The following is a 16722-nucleotide window of genomic DNA, read 5'->3' on the forward strand; positions in this document are numbered from 1 at the left end:
AATATGAAAATTTCGGTTATAGGAACCGGTTACGTTGGATTAGTTTCAGGAACTTGTTTTGCTGAAATGGGAAATGACGTAATCTGTGTTGATAATAATCCGACTAAACTTGCTCAATTAAAAAAAGCGGAAGTTCCGATTTATGAGCCAGGACTTGATTTACTTTTCTATAGAAATATTGCAAAAAACAGACTTCATTTTACCGACGATTTAAAATCAGCAGTTTTGGATTGTGAAGTAATTATGCTTTGTCTTCCAACCCCGCAAGGAGAAGATGGCTCAGCAGATCTAAAATATGTTTATGGAATTTCTGAAGACATCGGAAAAATTTTAAGTGAAAACCCCGGACACGAATTCAAAATTATTGCAAATAAAAGTACAGTTCCAGTTGGAACATCATCTGCGGTTACAAAAATTCTTAGAAAATATAATATTAATAATTTTGAAGTTGTATCGAATCCCGAGTTTTTAAGAGAAGGATTTGCCGTTGATGATTTTATGAAACCTGATAGAATAGTAATCGGCGCATCCACCGAACAGGCAATGAATAAAATGAAATCTCTTTACTATCCATTTGTGCTCAAAGGAAGTTCAATTATTGAAATGAATCCGGAAAGCTCTGAAGTAACAAAATATGCCGCAAATTCATATTTAGCTATGAGAATAACTTATATGAATGAACTTGCAAATTTTTGCGAAGTAGTTGGAGCAAATATTGATTTGGTTAGAAAAGGAATGGGCTCCGATACAAGAATTGGAAAACGGTTTTTATATGCCGGTATTGGTTACGGTGGTTCTTGTTTTCCTAAAGATGTAAATGCATTGATTAAAACATCAAAAGAAAATGGTTCCGAAATGAGATTGCTTTCGCTTGTTGATATAGTTAATAAAGATCAGAAACAAGTCATTGTTAAAAAAATATTTAAACATTTTGGTGAAAATATTGAAGGAATGAAATTTGCGGTTTGGGGATTAGCTTTTAAACCTAACACAGACGATATGCGCGAAGCTCCTTCGGTTGTAATTATTGAAGAATTACTTAAACGCGGTGCAAAAGTTACGGCTTATGATCCGGAAGCAATGGAGAATGCAAAATTCTATTTGCAAGACCGTGTTGAATACGCCGAAGACCAGTATAAAGCAGTAAAAGAAGCAGATGCATTATTGGTTTTAACAGAATGGAATGAATTCAATAATCCGGATTTAGAGCAAGTAAAATCTTTATTAACGCAGCCGGTAATTTTTGACGGACGAAACGTATTTAATAGAAGAAAAACTAAAGAATTGGGTTTTACACATTACAGCATTGGTAAAACACCAATTATTCAATAATTATTGATTTAAAATTTTCTCGTAATATTTGATATATTGAGGAACAATTAACTTCTTCTCAAAATAATCCTCAGATCTTTTTCTGGAATTTTTTGAGAAGGAGTGAAATTTTTTCTTATTTGTTAAAAGCTCCAAAGCATATTTTGCCATTCTATCAACATCACCAAATTCTGCAATAAATCCAGTTGTATTATGAATTATTAATTCCGGCAATCCGCCAACACTTGATCCAATTACCGGAACTCCGCAAGCCATTGCTTCAAGCGCAGATAAACCAAAACTTTCTTGTTGAGATGGAAGTAAGAAAATATCTGCAACACTTAAAAGATTTTCTAATCCGTCTTGTTTTCCTAAAAATAAAACATTGTGTTCTAACTTTAATTCGCGTGTTAATCTTTCACATTCCGATCTATCAGGTCCATCGCCAATTAAAATTAATTTTGTAGGAATTATTTTATTTACTTTTTCTAAAATCCTAATTGTATCACTAACTCTTTTAACCGGTCTAAAGTTTGAAGTATGGATTAAAATCTTTTCTCCGTTTGGTGCAACGTGATCTTTAAATTGTTTGTTGCAAACCGGTTTGTAAGTCTCCGTATCAATAAAATTATAAATTACTTCAATATCTTTTTCAATGTGATAATTTGTTAAAGTTTTTTCTTTTAAAAATCTGGAAACCGCAGTTACGCCATCACTTTCCTCAATGCTCAATTTCATAAGCGGTAGGAAAGATGGTTCAAGTCCAACAAGTGTTATATCAGTTCCATGAAGTGTTGTAACAATTTTAATATCCGATCCATTTTTTCTTAAAATTTGTTTTGCTAAATATGCGCTTGTTGCATGCGGAATTGCATAATGAACGTGAAGCAAATCCAATTGTTCATATTCAATAACTTCTAACATTTTACTTGTTAATGCCAAGCTGTAAAGCTGATGTTCAAATAATGGGTAATTGCTTACTTCAACTTCATGATAATAAATATTTTCAACAAATTGCGTTAATCGGTGCGGAAGTGCATAACTTATAAAATGAATTTCGTGTCCAAGTGATGCTAATTCTTTTCCTAATTCTGTAGCAACAACTCCGCTTCCGCCATAAGTAGGATAACATGTTATTCCAATTTTCATATAATTTCTTTCTGGATAATGAACTGAGTTTGATAGATTTATCAATAACAAAATAATTGTTTAATTGAAAATACTAATTTATTCCAATTTATTTTATTATAAGTATATTTGAAAAATAATTTTAATAACAAATTAATTTTAGTAAATGTTAAAAAAGAGAATTTTATTAGTTGGTTCCAACGGAATGTTAGGACAAAGTGTTGTTGAATTATTAAAAATTCGGAATGATGTTGAATTATTTTTAGCTTCTGCAGAAGACAATTCGTTTTTTCCGGAAATAAATTATTCAAAGTTAGATATTTCAAATAAAAAAGAAGTTAAAAATTTAGTAATGAATTTTTATCCTGATTTTATTATAAATGTTGCTGCATATACTAATGTTGATAAATGCGAAACTGAAAAAGAACTTGCATGGAATATTAACGTAAACGGGGTTGAATATTTGGCAAAATATGCAGTTCCAAGTAATGCACATTTAATTCATATTTCAACTGATTATGTGTTTGATGGAAAAGAAGGACCGTACTCTGAAGTTGATTTGCCAAACCCAATCAGTTATTACGGAAGAAGCAAATTAGCCGGCGAAAATGTGATAAAAAGATTCGATATAAAAAGTACAATTTTGCGGACAAATGTTTTATTCGGGTCAACAAAATTTGGAAGACCTGATTTTGTAAAATGGGTTTTTGATTCGCTTACAAAAAATCAGAAAATTAAAATTGTTACCGATCAAATTAATAATCCAACTTTTATTGATGACTTAGCTTTGGCAATTGTTGCAATTTGTGATTCTAATAAAACCGGATTATTCAATATCGGCGGTAGTGAACTTCTAAATCGTTTTGAATTTACAAAAAAAATTGCCGAATTTTTTAATTTAGATTTTTCACTTGTAGAACCAATTATAACAAAGGAATTAAATCAGCCAGCATTGCGACCTCTAAATTCCGGATTAATAAATTTGAAAGCTGAAACGGAATTGAATTATAAACCTAAACCGCTGAATGAATGTTTTAAAATTATCAATCAACATTGGAAAAATAATTTAAAGTAAAAAATGAATTTCGTTGAAAAATATGATGGATTTATTTTTGATCTTGATGGAACAATTTATCTTGAAGACAAAATTATTCCAAATGCCGTAAAAGTTATAAATAAATTAAAATCATTAAATAAAAAAATAGTTTTCATTTCTAATAAAACTACCGGAAGTATTGAGGATTATTATAGTTTTCTTTTTTCACATGGATTTAAAATTAATAAGAATCAATTTTTAACTGCAACAGTAATAACGAAAAAATACTTAGCAAATAAATATTACGGTAAAAAGTTTTTTGCAATTGCCGAAAAAAAATTCATAATGGAAATTGAATCTGCTGGGTTGGAGTATTGTGAAAATGCTAATAAAATTGATTTGATTATTGTAACATTAGATAGAACTCTAAATTATCAAAAACTGGAAATTGCGGGAAAAGCCTTAGATAATGGGGCAAAATTTTTTGCGGCAAATATTGATAATACATGTCCAATTAATGGCGGTGAAATTTTAGATGCCGGTTCAACAATTTCCGCATTAGAAAAAAGAACAAATAAAAAATTGCAGAAACATTTTGGAAAACCATCAAGATACATGTTCAATGAAATTATGAATTTGATAAATTTACATCCGCAAAAATGTTTAATTATTGGTGACAGATTAGAGACCGATATTGCAATGGGCAATAAATTTGGTGTTGATACTGCATTAGTTCAAACCGGAGTTTCAAAAGATATAGTTCATCTTTCAAAAAATCATCCAACATATACGATCAATTCTATAAATAATTTACTTTAGTAATTATTAAAATTTATTAAGAAGTTGTAAAAGTCATATTTATTTAATAATTTTATTATGAGCATATGCTCATAATAATTTATGCCGAGACCAAAAAAAAATAGATGTATAAGCTGTAATCCAACAGCAAATTATTATAAGCCGCAAGGAATTCCGTTAAAATTTTTAGACGAAATAATTTTAGAACGTGATGAATTTGAAGCAATAAATTTAGCTGATTTAGAAAATCTCTCTCAGGAAGAAGCTGCGGATAAAATGAAAATTTCTAGAGCAACATTTGGAAGAATTATAAAAAGTGCACGAAATAAAATTGCCGAATGTATAATAAACGGTAAGGCAATTAAAATTAATAATTAAATATTGAGGTATAAAATGAAAATAGCAGTAGCAACAGATGATTTTAAAACAGTAACCGGACATGTTGGAAGATGTAATGGTTTTCTTGTTTATGAAATTTTAGATGGAAAAATTGTTAATCAAGAAAAACGAGAAAATAATTTTACTAATCATAAACATAGCCATGATCATGATCATTCGCACAATCATACTCATAATCATGAACATTCTTCAGCTCATTCAAATTTATTGGATGGTTTGCAAGATTGTACTGATTTAATTTGCACCTCTGCAGGCTGGAGATTACAAGAAGATTTTATAAATAATGGCAAAAATTTAATTTTCACAAATGAAGAAATTGCAGAAAACGCAGCTTTAAAACTTTTCAATGGTACTTTAGAAATAAATGAAAACGGTTCATGTCACTCACATTAAAAGTTAAACTAAGGAAATTTCAAAAAAAATGATTTAATTTTTTTATTTTGGTAAATACAAACTAAAATATTTGAGAATTTTGATGGTGTTAAAAAACATATTTTTTTTACTTTTTGTAACTTCAAATATTTTTTGTCAATTTCAATCTAATTTGCACACATCGGGACCATCATTAGGATTTTCATTTCTTGGTTCCACAGTTCAATTAGGGATTAACCATGAATACGGAATTGATCTTGATAACACAGAAAATTCCAAAATAGGAAAATTAGGTATTGGCGGAATTTTTAGATCATGGAGTTATTCTGAAATTTTTCCGGAAGTTGAATGGAATTACACAAATATTTTATTTGGATTTCAGACCAATTACCATTTTAAATTAAAAAATGAAAGATTTGATCCTTGGGCGGGATTAATTATTGCTTATGATTTTAATGATGTTAACAAACAAATATTGGTCGAAAACGCGAATGTTAGTGAAGTTGATAAAGGTGGATTATGGTTTGGAGCGCAAGCCGGAATGAGATATTGGTTGAACACTAAAATGGCATTTAACATAAGAATAGGTTTCGGAACTTTGAGTTATAGTGCTTTAGATTTAGGAATTGATTATTCATTTCGCTAAATCGGTAAGGGGAGTGAACGGTCGTTTTTAAAAATAAGTTAATAAAACAACCGTTCATTTAAAATTTCAAATTCTTTTCATTTAACAAAATCTGCTAATTTTACTCCGTTGTACTCTAAATTTAAATTTACAACTTCAAAAGGTTCAACAATTACTTGGGGCTTTCTCTGATTTGCTAAAAAGCAATTATAAAATTTTGCGCATAATTTTTGAACACGTTCACTATCATCAAATTTTATTCTCTGTTTAACAGCATACATTCCTTGTTCAGATTTTATTTTTGATAGAGAAAGTGCTGCGATAATTCTTTCCTCTTCGGTAATTCCACTTTTCAACATTCTAAGAAGCGGAATAACAGCTTTTTCAGATTTTAATTCGCCCAAGAAAAAAGCGCAGCTTACTTGAAGACCTCTATTATCAGTGTTTATTCCAACAATTAAATTATCTTCAATTTGGTTGTATTTTTCTTTTGTAAAACCAAAAGATACGGTAGTGAAAAGGAGAGTTAGAACTATTAGAAATAATTTGCTAAAGTTCTTCATGGCTTCCTCCATTTATGTAAAAATTATTTTTCTGTGATTTCATAAATTAGGACGGAGTACATTTAGAAAAGTTTTGAAAGAGAAAATTTTTTACCCTAAGTCGATTCTCTAAATTTTGTATAAGGTTTTAAACCTATCAATTTATAAACATGTCTAAAATCTATAATTTAATTTTGAAAAATTATTTGAATTATAAACCCGAGAATCTACAATTGCAGAATATTGCTAAGATTAAAACAATAAAATCTAACGTTTCTATACATTCATTCAAAGATTACTATACAAATATTGCTGACTTTCTAACAAAAAATGAAAGAACATTTCTAAATCAAATTATTTTAATTAAAGATGGTTATGGGGATTTATGGATAGACATTCATAAGTATAAAGTTGTAAAACAATCTGTTTTTATTTATAGGCAAGACCAATTACAAAGATTGGAAAATATAAATAATATTGAGGGAACAGTTCTAATTTTTCCAACACAACTTCTTTATAAATGCGGAAGAGAAAATGAATTAATTCAGAATTTAAATGAATATAATACTTTTTTCCAAAATCCAAAAATTAAACTTAATAATGATGAATTTAATTCAATATGCGAAATCATTGAAAAAATAAAATATGAGAGCTTTAAGGTTTATGATCAAATACAAGAATCAATAATTGAAAGTACGATTAGAATTTTACTTTTAAAATTAATACAGATGAATTCTAATGAAGTGAAATATCCTTTTATGTTAAATGTTGATAATAATGTTTTTATCAAATTTAAAAATTTGCTTGATAAGTATTTCAGCCAAGAAAAAAGTGTTTTATTCTATGCGATGAAATTATTTGTAACTCCAAATAAACTAAATCAAATTGTTAAGAAAAATATTTCAAAAACCGCAAAACAAATGATTGAAGAAAGAATTTTACTTGAAACTAAAAGGCATCTCATTCATTCAAACTTTTCAATAAAAGAAATTGGGTACTTAGTTGGATTTAATGATCCTACAAATTTCAATAAATTTTTCAAAAAAAATACTAAGCAAACACCCGTTGAATATAGAGAATCTAGTATATAATTTTTTAACCATCAATTATCATTTTTTTACCATTCACAAAATATTATTATTCCCGAAAATTAAGTGTAGTTAAAAATTTAATTAATCAAAAAAATTGAGAGGAAAAAATGATAAGTAGTGTAAGTAATTCAAACAGTGCACAATTTTATCCGCAAATGAAAGTAAATAATTCTTTAACTGACGAACAAAAATCTACGTTAAAAGAAATAATTTCAAATTATGATTCAAGTAACATGACCGAAAATAATTGGAAAAGTATGATGGAAGAAATAAAATCATCAGAAATTGGTCCAGGTGAAGATATGAAAGTTATTATGGAAGAAGCTGGTTTTGAAAAACCAAAAGGGATGAAACCTCCGGATGGTTTTGGAAATCGTCCACCAGTTGAAGACAAGGAAACTATTGATTTAATTAAAGAGTATATGGAAAAAAAAGAATCTGGTGAAATTTCACAAGATGAATTTGATACTTTTCTGCAATCATTGTTTAGTTCGAAAGATACGACAAATGGATTACTAATTGACAAATCAATTTAAAAAAAAAGGGGGCACAATTCCCCCAAACGTGCCCCAGAACTAAGATGCTATTTAGTTCAAAACTATGAATATTTATCAAAAAATAAATTATTTAAATTTTGCGTAAATACATATTGTTTACCGCTAATAATTATAATAAGTAATTTTCTTGGAAAGATCTTCTTAAAATATTGTAAGGTTTATCTTACAATTTATTTACATTGAGGTAATGCATCATTTGAACAAAGTTTTCAAAATTCATTTTTTCTAAAATTCTGGCTCTGTATGTGCTTACTGTTTTTGGACTAAGCGATAATTTATCTGCAATATCTTTTGCGGAAATCCCTTCGGCGCTCATTATCATTATTTGATATTCTCTTTTAGATAATCTTTCCTGAATTGGCTTTTCAAAATCTTTTAAATTCAACATTTGTGATGCTAAAGAATTGCTTAAATATTTTTTACCATTTAAAATTTGTTCCACTGCTTTTTTGAGTTCTGTTGGGGCGGCATTTTTATTTATATATCCAAAAGCGCCGTATTTATAAGCTTTAATTGCATATTGTTCTTCCGGATAAATACTTAGAATTAATACTTTAATTTCCGGGTCTTTATTTATTAATATTTTTAATGTATCCAATCCGGTTAAGTTTGGCATTGATAAATCCAAAATCAATAATTGATATTTGCCAATTTCAAATTTATCAATAACCTGTTTACCGTTTTCAACTTCATCAATAAGATTAATTTGCGGAAGTGATGAAACAATTTGTTTTAAGCCTTTTCTTACAATTGCATGATCATCAGCAATAAGTATATTCATTTATTCCTCTGCAAGTGGAATATTAATTTTAACAGTTGTTCCGCCTTTTGTATTTCTTAAAAATTTAATCTTCCCGTCAATTGCTAGAATTCTTTCCCTCATGCCGATAATACCAAAAGATTTATTATCATGAAGCTTAGTCTGCTCAATTCCAACGCCGTCATCAATAATTTCCAAGAAAATATTTTCTGATTTTTGCTTTAACGATATTTTTAAATTTTTAGCTTTTGAATGTCGAATTATATTTGACATTGATTCTTGGAAAACTCTAAAGACCGCTATTCGCTTGTCTTCCGGCAATTCAATTTCATTTTCGGGTAAATCTAGTTTTATAAATAAATTAGTTTTTCTGCTTATTTCATTTGATTGCCACTCAATTGCATTTACTAATCCCAGATCATCCAAAATTCCGGGTCTTAGTTCCGAACTAATTTTTTGTACAGTTAAAATTGAGTTATCAATTAATTTAAGCAGCGGATTAAATCGTTCTTTAATATCAGCAAGATTATCCGGCAATAAATTTTTAATCCAAGATACATCCATATTTATTGCGGTTAAAATTTGGCTTAAATTATCATGAATTTCTCTGGCAATATTTTTTCTTTCTTCTTCTCTAATATTTGTAATGTGTTTAGATAAATTTCTAAGCGTATCATTTGTTTCTTTTAATTTTGTTTCAAATAATTCTTTATCGGTAATATCAGAGGCATAAACTGCAAAACGGTTAACACGATTTTTCTCATCTAAAATTGGGATAATTGTATTCTCCCAAATTTTTTTATGTGATTTATCTTTGTATATATATTTTGTTTTAGTCCTTAATACTTTTTTAAAAACATCAAATCTAATATCTCTAACTTCCTTATCAAATTTATTAAGAATTTCAAAACCTATTAAGTTTTGTCTTTCCACACCAAGAGCTTTTTCTAATTTTTCATTTGATTCAAGTAATTTTCCTTTATTATCTACAAGAACAATAATATCCGGAGATACATCTAAAACAGCTCGCAGATTTTCTTCACTTTCTTTTAATGCTTCCAAAGCTTTCATTTCAACGCTGGAATCTTTGAAAATTGCAACAATTTGATTATTAGGCAATTTAAAAATATAAAGGTCAAACCACCTTTCTATTTTTCCATTTTTATAAATTTTTAGCGGAAAATATTGGGAATTACCAAATTTGTAAACATCTTTAAAAATTTTCAGAATCCCATAATTTTTTATAGCTGGAAAAATAGTTGTAATTTTTTTATGCAAGATATTAGATTTCTTTAAATCACTTAAATCTTCGCCGGCTTTGTTTAAGTCGTCAAGAATAAAATTATTACCTCCATCAATTGCTTCATAAATGGCAACGCCATTGCGCATATTATCAAATAACTGTTTGAATTTTTCTTTTCCTTCCAAAATTAATTTTTCTGATTTTTTATTTTCAGTTATATCATGCATTGTTACAAAAACTTGATAGGGTTTTTTTTCAGAATATTTAAATTGAGGAATAGCATTTACTAATAACCATATTTTTTGTTGAGTTTTTAAATTTTCAAGAATTAGTTCATAATTAATAATACTTTTTCCGGTTTTTAATGCAACCACCGAAGGATGTTTTTCAGGCGGCAAGTATTTGGAATGTTTGTCGGTTACATTCCATCTTGTATCTTCTGAGTTCGAGCCGATAAAGTTTCTTTTGTTGATTCCAAAAATATTTAAAGCAGATTTGTTAATATCTGATAAAGTTCCATCATTTTTTTGATAAAATACACCCTCGTTCATATTTTCAAATAAGGATCTAAATTTTTGTTCACTTTCAATTAATTTTCTTTCTGTTTCTTTTTCTTTAGTTACATCTCTTGCACTTCCAACCGTACCAATTATTGCGCCTTTATCATTATATAACGGAGCTTTGTAAACATCCAGAAATAGAAATTTACCTTTTACATTTCCAAATTCATCAAATCTTCCTGCTTTTTTTGTTTTTAAAACTATTGAGTCAGAATCCATACAAAGTTCACCAAACGTATGCCAATATTGATTTTGGGAATGTGTTTCTCGTTCTCGTTTTGCAAAAAACATATCGTTTTTTCCGATTGGCTCTTTTACATTTTTTGCGTTTAAAAGATTTTTACAGAAAGATTTATTTGTAAAAATAAAATTTCCTTTTAAGTCTTTTGCCCAAATCATATCTACAATATTATCTGCCATACTTACAAATAATCTTGAAAGTTCTACATATTTATTTTGACTTTCCTTAAGTGCAAACTCAGCATTTTTTCTATCATTTATATTTCTTGAAATTCCTAAAAAGCCAATTGGTTTTTTATTATCATCCCGAAGAATTGAAACTTTTGTTTCAATCCAAATTTTGTTTTTATTTATTCTTATATATTCAATTTCCCAATTCGGATATTCCTTGCCGGTTTTAGTAAATGTTCTTATACTTTTTCTAATATGCTGATAGTCTTGTTGATTAATAAAATTTTTTATATGACGACCAATTATATTTTCTGGATTTTCTTTAATTACATTTTTAAAAGATGGACTTAAATAAGTGAAGTAACCTTTTAAATCAATAGTCCAAATAACATCCTGCATATTTTCAGCTAATAATCTAAACTTTCTTTCGCTTTCTTTGATATTTTCATTAACTAATTTCGTTTCGGAAATGTCAACTATTGAGAAGGTAATTCCGCTTTCGAGACTATTTTTATCAATTAATGTAGATGTAAGCTGAACATCTATAATTTTTTTTTCTTTGCGCAAGAATTTAGTTTCAATTGTTTTACTTTGTTCTATTTCTTTTGTATCAAATTTAAATTTACTGACACGACCAAATTCATTTTTTTTAAGAAAAAGTTTGGATAAAGGTTTCCCAAGCAATTCAATTTCATCATAACCGGTAATTTGACAAAATTTATGATTTACTTTTGAAATAATTCCATTTGACGCAACTCCAATACCCACGGGAGCAAAATTGAAAATGCTATTAATATATTTTTCATTTTTTTCTAAAAGTGCTTCAATTTTTTTTCTTTGTGTAATATCAATTCCATAAGCCACAATAACATTTTTCCCCAAATAATTAATTTTGTTAAGTGTTACAATTTTGGGAAAAATTTCGCCATTTTTTCTCATTCCCCAAAAATCAAATTGCTGCGGTTCACCGTTAAGAGCTTTTTTTAAGTTTTCAAAAACCAATTTCATATTATTCTTTTTAGGTGCAGAAATAAAATTTGGAGTTTTTCCTTTAAAATAATTTCTTGAATAGCCGTACATTTTTTCAGCAGCATTATTTACATCAATAAATTTTCCATTTTCATCCAAAATGTATAATGCGTGAATTGAATTATTAAAAATATCAAAGTTGTTTTGTTTGCTTAATTCTGTAGGTTCATCAATATTTTCATTCGAATTACTTTTATTGCTTTCTATTTTTTTGATTTGTTTTTCCAAAGCAATAATCTTATTGATCAATTCTTTTTTAGAAAATAAATTTAAATTTTCTTTCATCACACACTCTGAGTTATTGTTGAATTCATAAAATGAATTTCAAAAAAAATATAAAGAAATAAACAAATAAACTATTTTAAATAGTGATTTTAATAACGTCTTATCGCAATATTGATTTAATTCACTTTTGTATTGAAAAATTGTAACAATAAAAAAGAAATTACTTATTTATATTTCGCTTAATAGAATTGATTCTTATTAATTTTTTAAAGTAGGATGAAATGAAAAATAAGAAACGGATTTTAATTATTTCTGTTGTAATAGTTGTTTTAGCACTTTTGTTTTTACCGAAATTTCTATTTACAGAAAAAAATAAAATGAGTTTAAATCAAACTGGGAATAAGAAAGATGTGCTAATTGCCGACCTTAAAGTAATCAAACCGGAATTGCTTCAAAGCAAGATTTTTACAAATGGAACTTTAATTGGGAATGAGGAAGTTTTATTAAGAAGCGAGTCATCCGGTAAAGTTACTTCAATACTTTTTGAAGAAGGGAATAAAGTTAGTAAAGGTGAATTGCTGCTTAAAATTAATGATGCTGAACTTCAGGCAACTTTAAAGAAAAATATTTTAAAAGTTGAATTTTCTGAAGAAAAAGAATTTCGTGCAAAACAATTGCTTGAAAAACAACTTACAAGTCAGCAGGAATATGATATTGTTCTGAACGAATTAAATTCTCTAAAAGCAGATATTGAATTTACTAATGCGCAGATTGCTAAAACAGAAATCCGTGCGCCGTTTGATGGAATTGTCGGGTTACGTTCGGTAAGTATCGGAAGTTATATTACGCCGCAAATACAAGTTGCAACAATACAAAGTATAAATCCGATTAAAGTTGATTTTGCAGTTCCGCAAAAATATTATAGTGAAATTAAAATTGGAAAAAGTATTGAATTTGCAATTCCCAATGTGGAAAAAATATTTTCTGGAAAAATTTATGCCGTTGAACCCAAAATTGATCAAACTACGCGAACAATATTAGTTAGAGGAATCGTACCAAATAATAATGGAATTCTTCTGCCCGGAGCGTATGTAGAAATAAATATCGTTTTAGAAAATATAACTAACGCAATGTTAGTTCCAACTGATGCTTTGATTCCGGATATTGAAGGTGAGAAAGTATTTTTGTTCAAAAATGGAAAAGCTATTCCACGTAAAGTTTCAACTGGAATTAGGACCGAAGAAAATATTCAAATTGTAAATGGAATTGAAATGGGGGATACTGTTATTATTTCTGGCATTATTCAACTTAGACCGGAAATGGAAATAAAAATCAAATCGGTAAAATAAAATATTAGATAGAAAGATTATATTATGAGTTTATCATCAATTAGTATTCGGCGACCAGTTCTTGCAATTGTAATGTCTATAGTAGTTGTTTTATTTGGAATGATTGGATATACATATTTGGGAATTCGTGAATACCCAAGTGTTGATCCGCCTATTATTAGTGTTGGAGTTTCATATATTGGCGCAAATGCTGATGTTGTTGAATCTCAGATTACCGAACCGCTTGAAGAACAAATTAATGGAATTGCCGGAATTCGATCTTTAACTTCCGTTAGCCGAGATGGAAGAAGCGATATTACGGTAGAATTTGATGTTAATGTTGATTTGGAAACTGCAGCAAATGATGTACGTGATAGAGTTTCACGTGCGCAAAGAAATTTACCTGCCGATGTTGATCCCCCGATTGTATCTAAAGCTGATGCAGATGCCGTGCCGATTGTCTTTCTAAATGTAAAAAGCGATAAACGAACTTTGTTGGAATTATCGGATATTGCATTAAATACATTTAAAGAAAGATTACAAACAATTTCCGGCGTAAGTCAAGTAATGATTTGGGGAGAAAAGCGATATTCAATGAGATTGTGGATGGATCCAACAAAACTTGCCGCTTACAATATTACTCCGCTTGATATAAGAAATGCATTAAATAGAGAAAATATTGAACTTCCTTCCGGCAGTATTGAAGGAAAGAATACCGAACTTACAGTAAGAACTTTGGGCAGACTTACAACAATTGATGACTTTAATAACCTTACGATAAAAGAAGTAAGCGGCGCAATTGTAAGATTTAAAGATGTTGGATTAGCTGAATTATATCCTGAAAATGATAAATCAATTTTACGGCGCGATGGAATTCCTATGGTTGGGGTTGTACTCGTACCTCAACCCGGCGCAAATTATATTGAAATAGCAGATGAATTTTACAAGCGAATAGAACAGCTTAAAAAAGATTTGCCTGCGGATATTGAATTAGGAATTGGGTTTGATGTTACAAAATATATAAGAAATTCAATATCAGAAGTTCAGGAAACAATTTTTCTCGCATTTATACTTGTAATCTTAATAATATTTATTTTTTTACGAGATTGGCGTACAACATTAATTCCAATTATTGCTATACCAGTTTCGTTGATTGGAACATTCTTTATAATGTATATTGCAGATTTTTCAATTAATGTGCTTACACTTTTAGGAATTGTTTTAGCAATTGGAATTGTTGTTGACGATGCAATTATTGTTCTTGAAAATATTTATAAAAAAGTCGAAGACGGATTAAACCCCATTGATGCCGGGATAAAAGGAACTTCAGAAATTTTCTTTGCAGTAATTTCCACAACAGTTTCTTTGGTTGCCGTATTTTTACCAATCATGTTTCTACAAGGAATTACAGGAAGATTATTCGTAGAATTTGGTGTAGTTATTGCAGGTGCCGTTATAATTTCGGCATTTGTTGCATTAACTTTAACACCAATGTTAAGCTCCAGATTTCTTAAACATATCGAAAATCAAAATTGGTTTTATAAAAAAACGGAACCAATATTTAAATCATTTGAACTTGCGTACAAAAATGCACTTTCGTCATTTATGAAAATAAGATGGCTGGCAATTCCAATTGTTATTGTTTCTTTTGGAGCAATATTTTTAATCGGTTCCAATTTGCAATCAGAGCTTGCCCCAATTGAAGATAGAGGTGAAGTAAGAGTAGAAAGTAAAATGCCGGAAGGAACATCTTACGAACTGATGGATTTTTACATAATGCAGACCGTTAAATTACTTCAAGATTCTATCAAAGAATCTGAAGCAATGATTTCTTTAACCGGCGGCGGAAGGGGAAGAAACTCTGGTTTTGTGCGACTTACTCTTTCAGATGCTGATACGAGAAATAGATCGCAGCAGGAAATTGCGGATAAAATTACAATAATGATGAATGGTTTGAGTGATGCAAAATCTTTTGTAATTCAGAGTCAGTCAATTTCTACAAGAAGAGGCGGACTTCCAGTTCAATATGTAATTCAAGCTCCAAATTTCGAAAAGCTTCAAGATGTTGTTCCAAAGTTTATGAATAAGGCTCAAGATGAACCAACATTTGCAAATGTTGACGTAAATTTAAAATTTAGTAAACCGGAAATAGTTGTAGAAATTAATAGAACAAAAGCCAGACAATTAGGTGTTTCTGCGTTGGATATTGCGCAAACTTTGCAGCTTGCATATAGTGGTCAAAGATTTGGTTTTTTTGTAATGAATGGAAAACAATACCAAGTAATTGGTCAAGTTTTGAAAGAAGATAGGAACAAACCTCTTGATCTTACTACAATTTCTGTAAGAAATAATCGAGGTGAACTTATACAATTAGATAATCTTATAACGTTAAAGGAAAAAAGCAGCCCTCCGCAATTATTCAGATTTAACAGATATGTTAGTGCAACAATTTCTGCAAGTTTAGCACCGGGCAAAACAATTCAAGATGGAATTGCTGCAATGGATAAAATTGCGGACAACGTACTTGATGATAGATTTTCAACATCACTTGAAGGTGCATCAAAAGATTTTGTTGAAAGCTCATCCAGTTTATTATTTACATTTATGCTTGCACTAATTTTAATTTACCTAACACTTGCGGCTCAATTTGAAAGTTTTCGCGATCCTTTAATAATAATGTTTACCGTACCGCTTGCTATTGCCGGAGCTGTTTTTTCTCTTTGGTATTTCAATCAGACTTTAAATATTTTTAGTCAAATTGGACAGATAATGTTAATAGGACTTGTAACAAAAAATGGAATTTTAATTGTTGAGTTTGCTAATCAAAAGAAAGCGCAAGGATTAAATATTTTGGATGCCGTTAAGGAAGCAGCAAGTTTAAGATTAAGACCAATTTTAATGACAAGTTTATCAACAATTTTAGGAACTTTGCCGATTGCATTAGCACTTGGAACCGGATCGGGAGCTAGAGTTTCAATGGGAATTGCGGTTATTGGAGGATTGATTTTTTCAACCGGATTAACTTTATTTATTGTGCCGGCAATTTATTCATTCTTATCTGATAAGAAAAAGGAAGTAAGTAATGTTGTTATTGAAAATTTTGATAAGGAATTATTAGCATCAAAATGATTTGGTTTGCAGAACAAATTAATAATTAATTAAGTTTAAAATAAAAAAGTTCGAAAATAATTTTCGAACTTTTTGAGCTGGTGATGGGACTCGAACCCGCAACCTGCTGATTACAAGTCAGCTGCTCTACCAATTGAGCTACACCAGCATTTTTTTGAGAAACCAAATCTAATATATT

At 29.2% G+C, this 16722-nt stretch carries 14 protein-coding genes and 1 tRNA gene; 10 read left to right on the forward strand and 5 right to left on the reverse strand.

Annotated elements, in window-relative coordinates:
- The first annotated feature begins 3 nt into the window (after positions 1-3).
- Positions 4-1332, forward strand: coding sequence for a UDP-glucose/GDP-mannose dehydrogenase family protein (locus IPH62_10720; GenBank protein ID MBK7105746.1), 1329 nt, complete (start codon positions 4-6; stop codon positions 1330-1332).
- Here the strand turns inward: IPH62_10720 and bshA are convergent, their stop codons facing one another.
- Positions 1333-2460, reverse strand: coding sequence for an N-acetyl-alpha-D-glucosaminyl L-malate synthase BshA (bshA, locus tag IPH62_10725; protein ID MBK7105747.1), 1128 nt, complete (start codon positions 2458-2460; stop codon positions 1333-1335).
- A 145-nt stretch (positions 2461-2605) separates the two neighbouring features.
- Between bshA and rfbD the strand changes: the two genes are divergently transcribed.
- The 5 genes from rfbD to IPH62_10750 all read left to right on the forward strand — a co-directional run bounded on the left by rfbD (position 2606) and on the right by IPH62_10750 (position 5690).
- Positions 2606-3514 (forward strand): dTDP-4-dehydrorhamnose reductase, encoded by a 909-nt coding sequence (rfbD, locus tag IPH62_10730; protein MBK7105748.1) that lies wholly within the window; start codon positions 2606-2608, stop codon positions 3512-3514.
- Positions 3515-3517: 3 nt separating this feature from the next.
- Positions 3518-4294: an HAD-IIA family hydrolase gene (locus IPH62_10735; GenBank protein MBK7105749.1), complete on the forward strand. Its 777-nt coding sequence runs from the start codon at positions 3518-3520 to the stop codon at positions 4292-4294.
- A gap of 81 nt (positions 4295-4375) precedes the next feature.
- Positions 4376-4651, forward strand: a complete 276-nt coding sequence (locus IPH62_10740) for a DUF134 domain-containing protein (GenBank protein MBK7105750.1) — start codon at positions 4376-4378, stop codon at positions 4649-4651.
- A 15-nt stretch (positions 4652-4666) separates the two neighbouring features.
- The gene (locus tag IPH62_10745) at positions 4667-5065 is read left to right on the forward strand and encodes a hypothetical protein (GenBank protein ID MBK7105751.1); all 399 of its coding nucleotides are present in this window, start codon (positions 4667-4669) and stop codon (positions 5063-5065) included.
- 82 nt (positions 5066-5147) lie between these two features.
- On the forward strand, positions 5148-5690 hold the full coding sequence (locus IPH62_10750) for an autotransporter domain-containing protein (GenBank protein MBK7105752.1): 543 nt from the start codon (positions 5148-5150) through the stop codon (positions 5688-5690).
- Between the two features lie 77 nt (positions 5691-5767).
- On the opposite strand, the gene IPH62_10755 is transcribed toward IPH62_10750, so the two are convergent.
- Entirely contained in the window at positions 5768-6232 is a 465-nt protein-coding gene (locus IPH62_10755; GenBank protein ID MBK7105753.1) for a hypothetical protein, read from the reverse strand.
- 173 nt (positions 6233-6405) lie between these two features.
- Here IPH62_10755 and IPH62_10760 point away from each other — a divergent pair, with 173 nt between their 5' ends.
- Positions 6406-7302 (forward strand): helix-turn-helix domain-containing protein, encoded by an 897-nt coding sequence (locus IPH62_10760; protein ID MBK7105754.1) that lies wholly within the window; start codon positions 6406-6408, stop codon positions 7300-7302.
- A 107-nt stretch (positions 7303-7409) separates the two neighbouring features.
- On the forward strand, positions 7410-7838 hold the full coding sequence (locus tag IPH62_10765) for a hypothetical protein (protein ID MBK7105755.1): 429 nt from the start codon (positions 7410-7412) through the stop codon (positions 7836-7838).
- Positions 7839-8022: 184 nt separating this feature from the next.
- Here the strand turns inward: IPH62_10765 and IPH62_10770 are convergent, their stop codons facing one another.
- Together IPH62_10770 and IPH62_10775 are read right to left on the reverse strand one after the other, a co-directional pair.
- Positions 8023-8640 (reverse strand): response regulator transcription factor, encoded by a 618-nt coding sequence (locus IPH62_10770; GenBank protein MBK7105756.1) that lies wholly within the window; start codon positions 8638-8640, stop codon positions 8023-8025.
- The gene (locus IPH62_10775) at positions 8641-12147 is read right to left on the reverse strand and encodes a PAS domain S-box protein (protein ID MBK7105757.1); all 3507 of its coding nucleotides are present in this window, start codon (positions 12145-12147) and stop codon (positions 8641-8643) included.
- A gap of 221 nt (positions 12148-12368) precedes the next feature.
- On the opposite strand from IPH62_10775, the gene IPH62_10780 reads away from it, so the two are divergent.
- Positions 12369-13436, forward strand: a complete 1068-nt coding sequence (locus IPH62_10780) for an efflux RND transporter periplasmic adaptor subunit (GenBank protein ID MBK7105758.1) — start codon at positions 12369-12371, stop codon at positions 13434-13436.
- 24 nt (positions 13437-13460) lie between these two features.
- Positions 13461-16544: an efflux RND transporter permease subunit gene (locus IPH62_10785; GenBank protein ID MBK7105759.1), complete on the forward strand. Its 3084-nt coding sequence runs from the start codon at positions 13461-13463 to the stop codon at positions 16542-16544.
- 75 nt (positions 16545-16619) lie between these two features.
- Here IPH62_10785 and IPH62_10790 read toward each other — a convergent pair.
- Positions 16620-16692: transfer RNA gene (locus tag IPH62_10790), tRNA-Thr, on the reverse strand.
- Positions 16693-16722: the final 30 nt, after the last annotated feature.

It is taken from the genome of Ignavibacteriota bacterium (genome assembly GCA_016708125.1).
Lineage (GTDB): Bacteria > Bacteroidota > Ignavibacteria > Ignavibacteriales > Melioribacteraceae.

Bases quoted from the DNA above. Each gene is read 5' to 3' on its own strand.
- IPH62_10720 (MBK7105746.1), top strand. From the start codon at position 4: ATGAAAATTTCGGTTATAGGAACCGGTTACGTTGGATTAGTTTCAGGA.
- bshA (MBK7105747.1), bottom strand. From the start codon at position 2,460: ATGAAAATTGGAATAACATGTTATCCTACTTATGGCGGAAGCGGAGTT.
- rfbD (MBK7105748.1), top strand. From the start codon at position 2,606: ATGTTAAAAAAGAGAATTTTATTAGTTGGTTCCAACGGAATGTTAGGA.
- IPH62_10735 (MBK7105749.1), top strand. From the start codon at position 3,518: ATGAATTTCGTTGAAAAATATGATGGATTTATTTTTGATCTTGATGGA.
- IPH62_10740 (MBK7105750.1), top strand. From the start codon at position 4,376: ATGCCGAGACCAAAAAAAAATAGATGTATAAGCTGTAATCCAACAGCA.
- IPH62_10745 (MBK7105751.1), top strand. From the start codon at position 4,667: ATGAAAATAGCAGTAGCAACAGATGATTTTAAAACAGTAACCGGACAT.
- IPH62_10750 (MBK7105752.1), top strand. From the start codon at position 5,148: ATGGTGTTAAAAAACATATTTTTTTTACTTTTTGTAACTTCAAATATT.
- IPH62_10755 (MBK7105753.1), bottom strand. From the start codon at position 6,232: ATGAAGAACTTTAGCAAATTATTTCTAATAGTTCTAACTCTCCTTTTC.
- IPH62_10765 (MBK7105755.1), top strand. From the start codon at position 7,410: ATGATAAGTAGTGTAAGTAATTCAAACAGTGCACAATTTTATCCGCAA.
- IPH62_10770 (MBK7105756.1), bottom strand. From the start codon at position 8,640: ATGAATATACTTATTGCTGATGATCATGCAATTGTAAGAAAAGGCTTA.
- IPH62_10775 (MBK7105757.1), bottom strand. From the start codon at position 12,147: ATGAAAGAAAATTTAAATTTATTTTCTAAAAAAGAATTGATCAATAAG.
- IPH62_10780 (MBK7105758.1), top strand. From the start codon at position 12,369: ATGAAAAATAAGAAACGGATTTTAATTATTTCTGTTGTAATAGTTGTT.
- IPH62_10785 (MBK7105759.1), top strand. From the start codon at position 13,461: ATGAGTTTATCATCAATTAGTATTCGGCGACCAGTTCTTGCAATTGTA.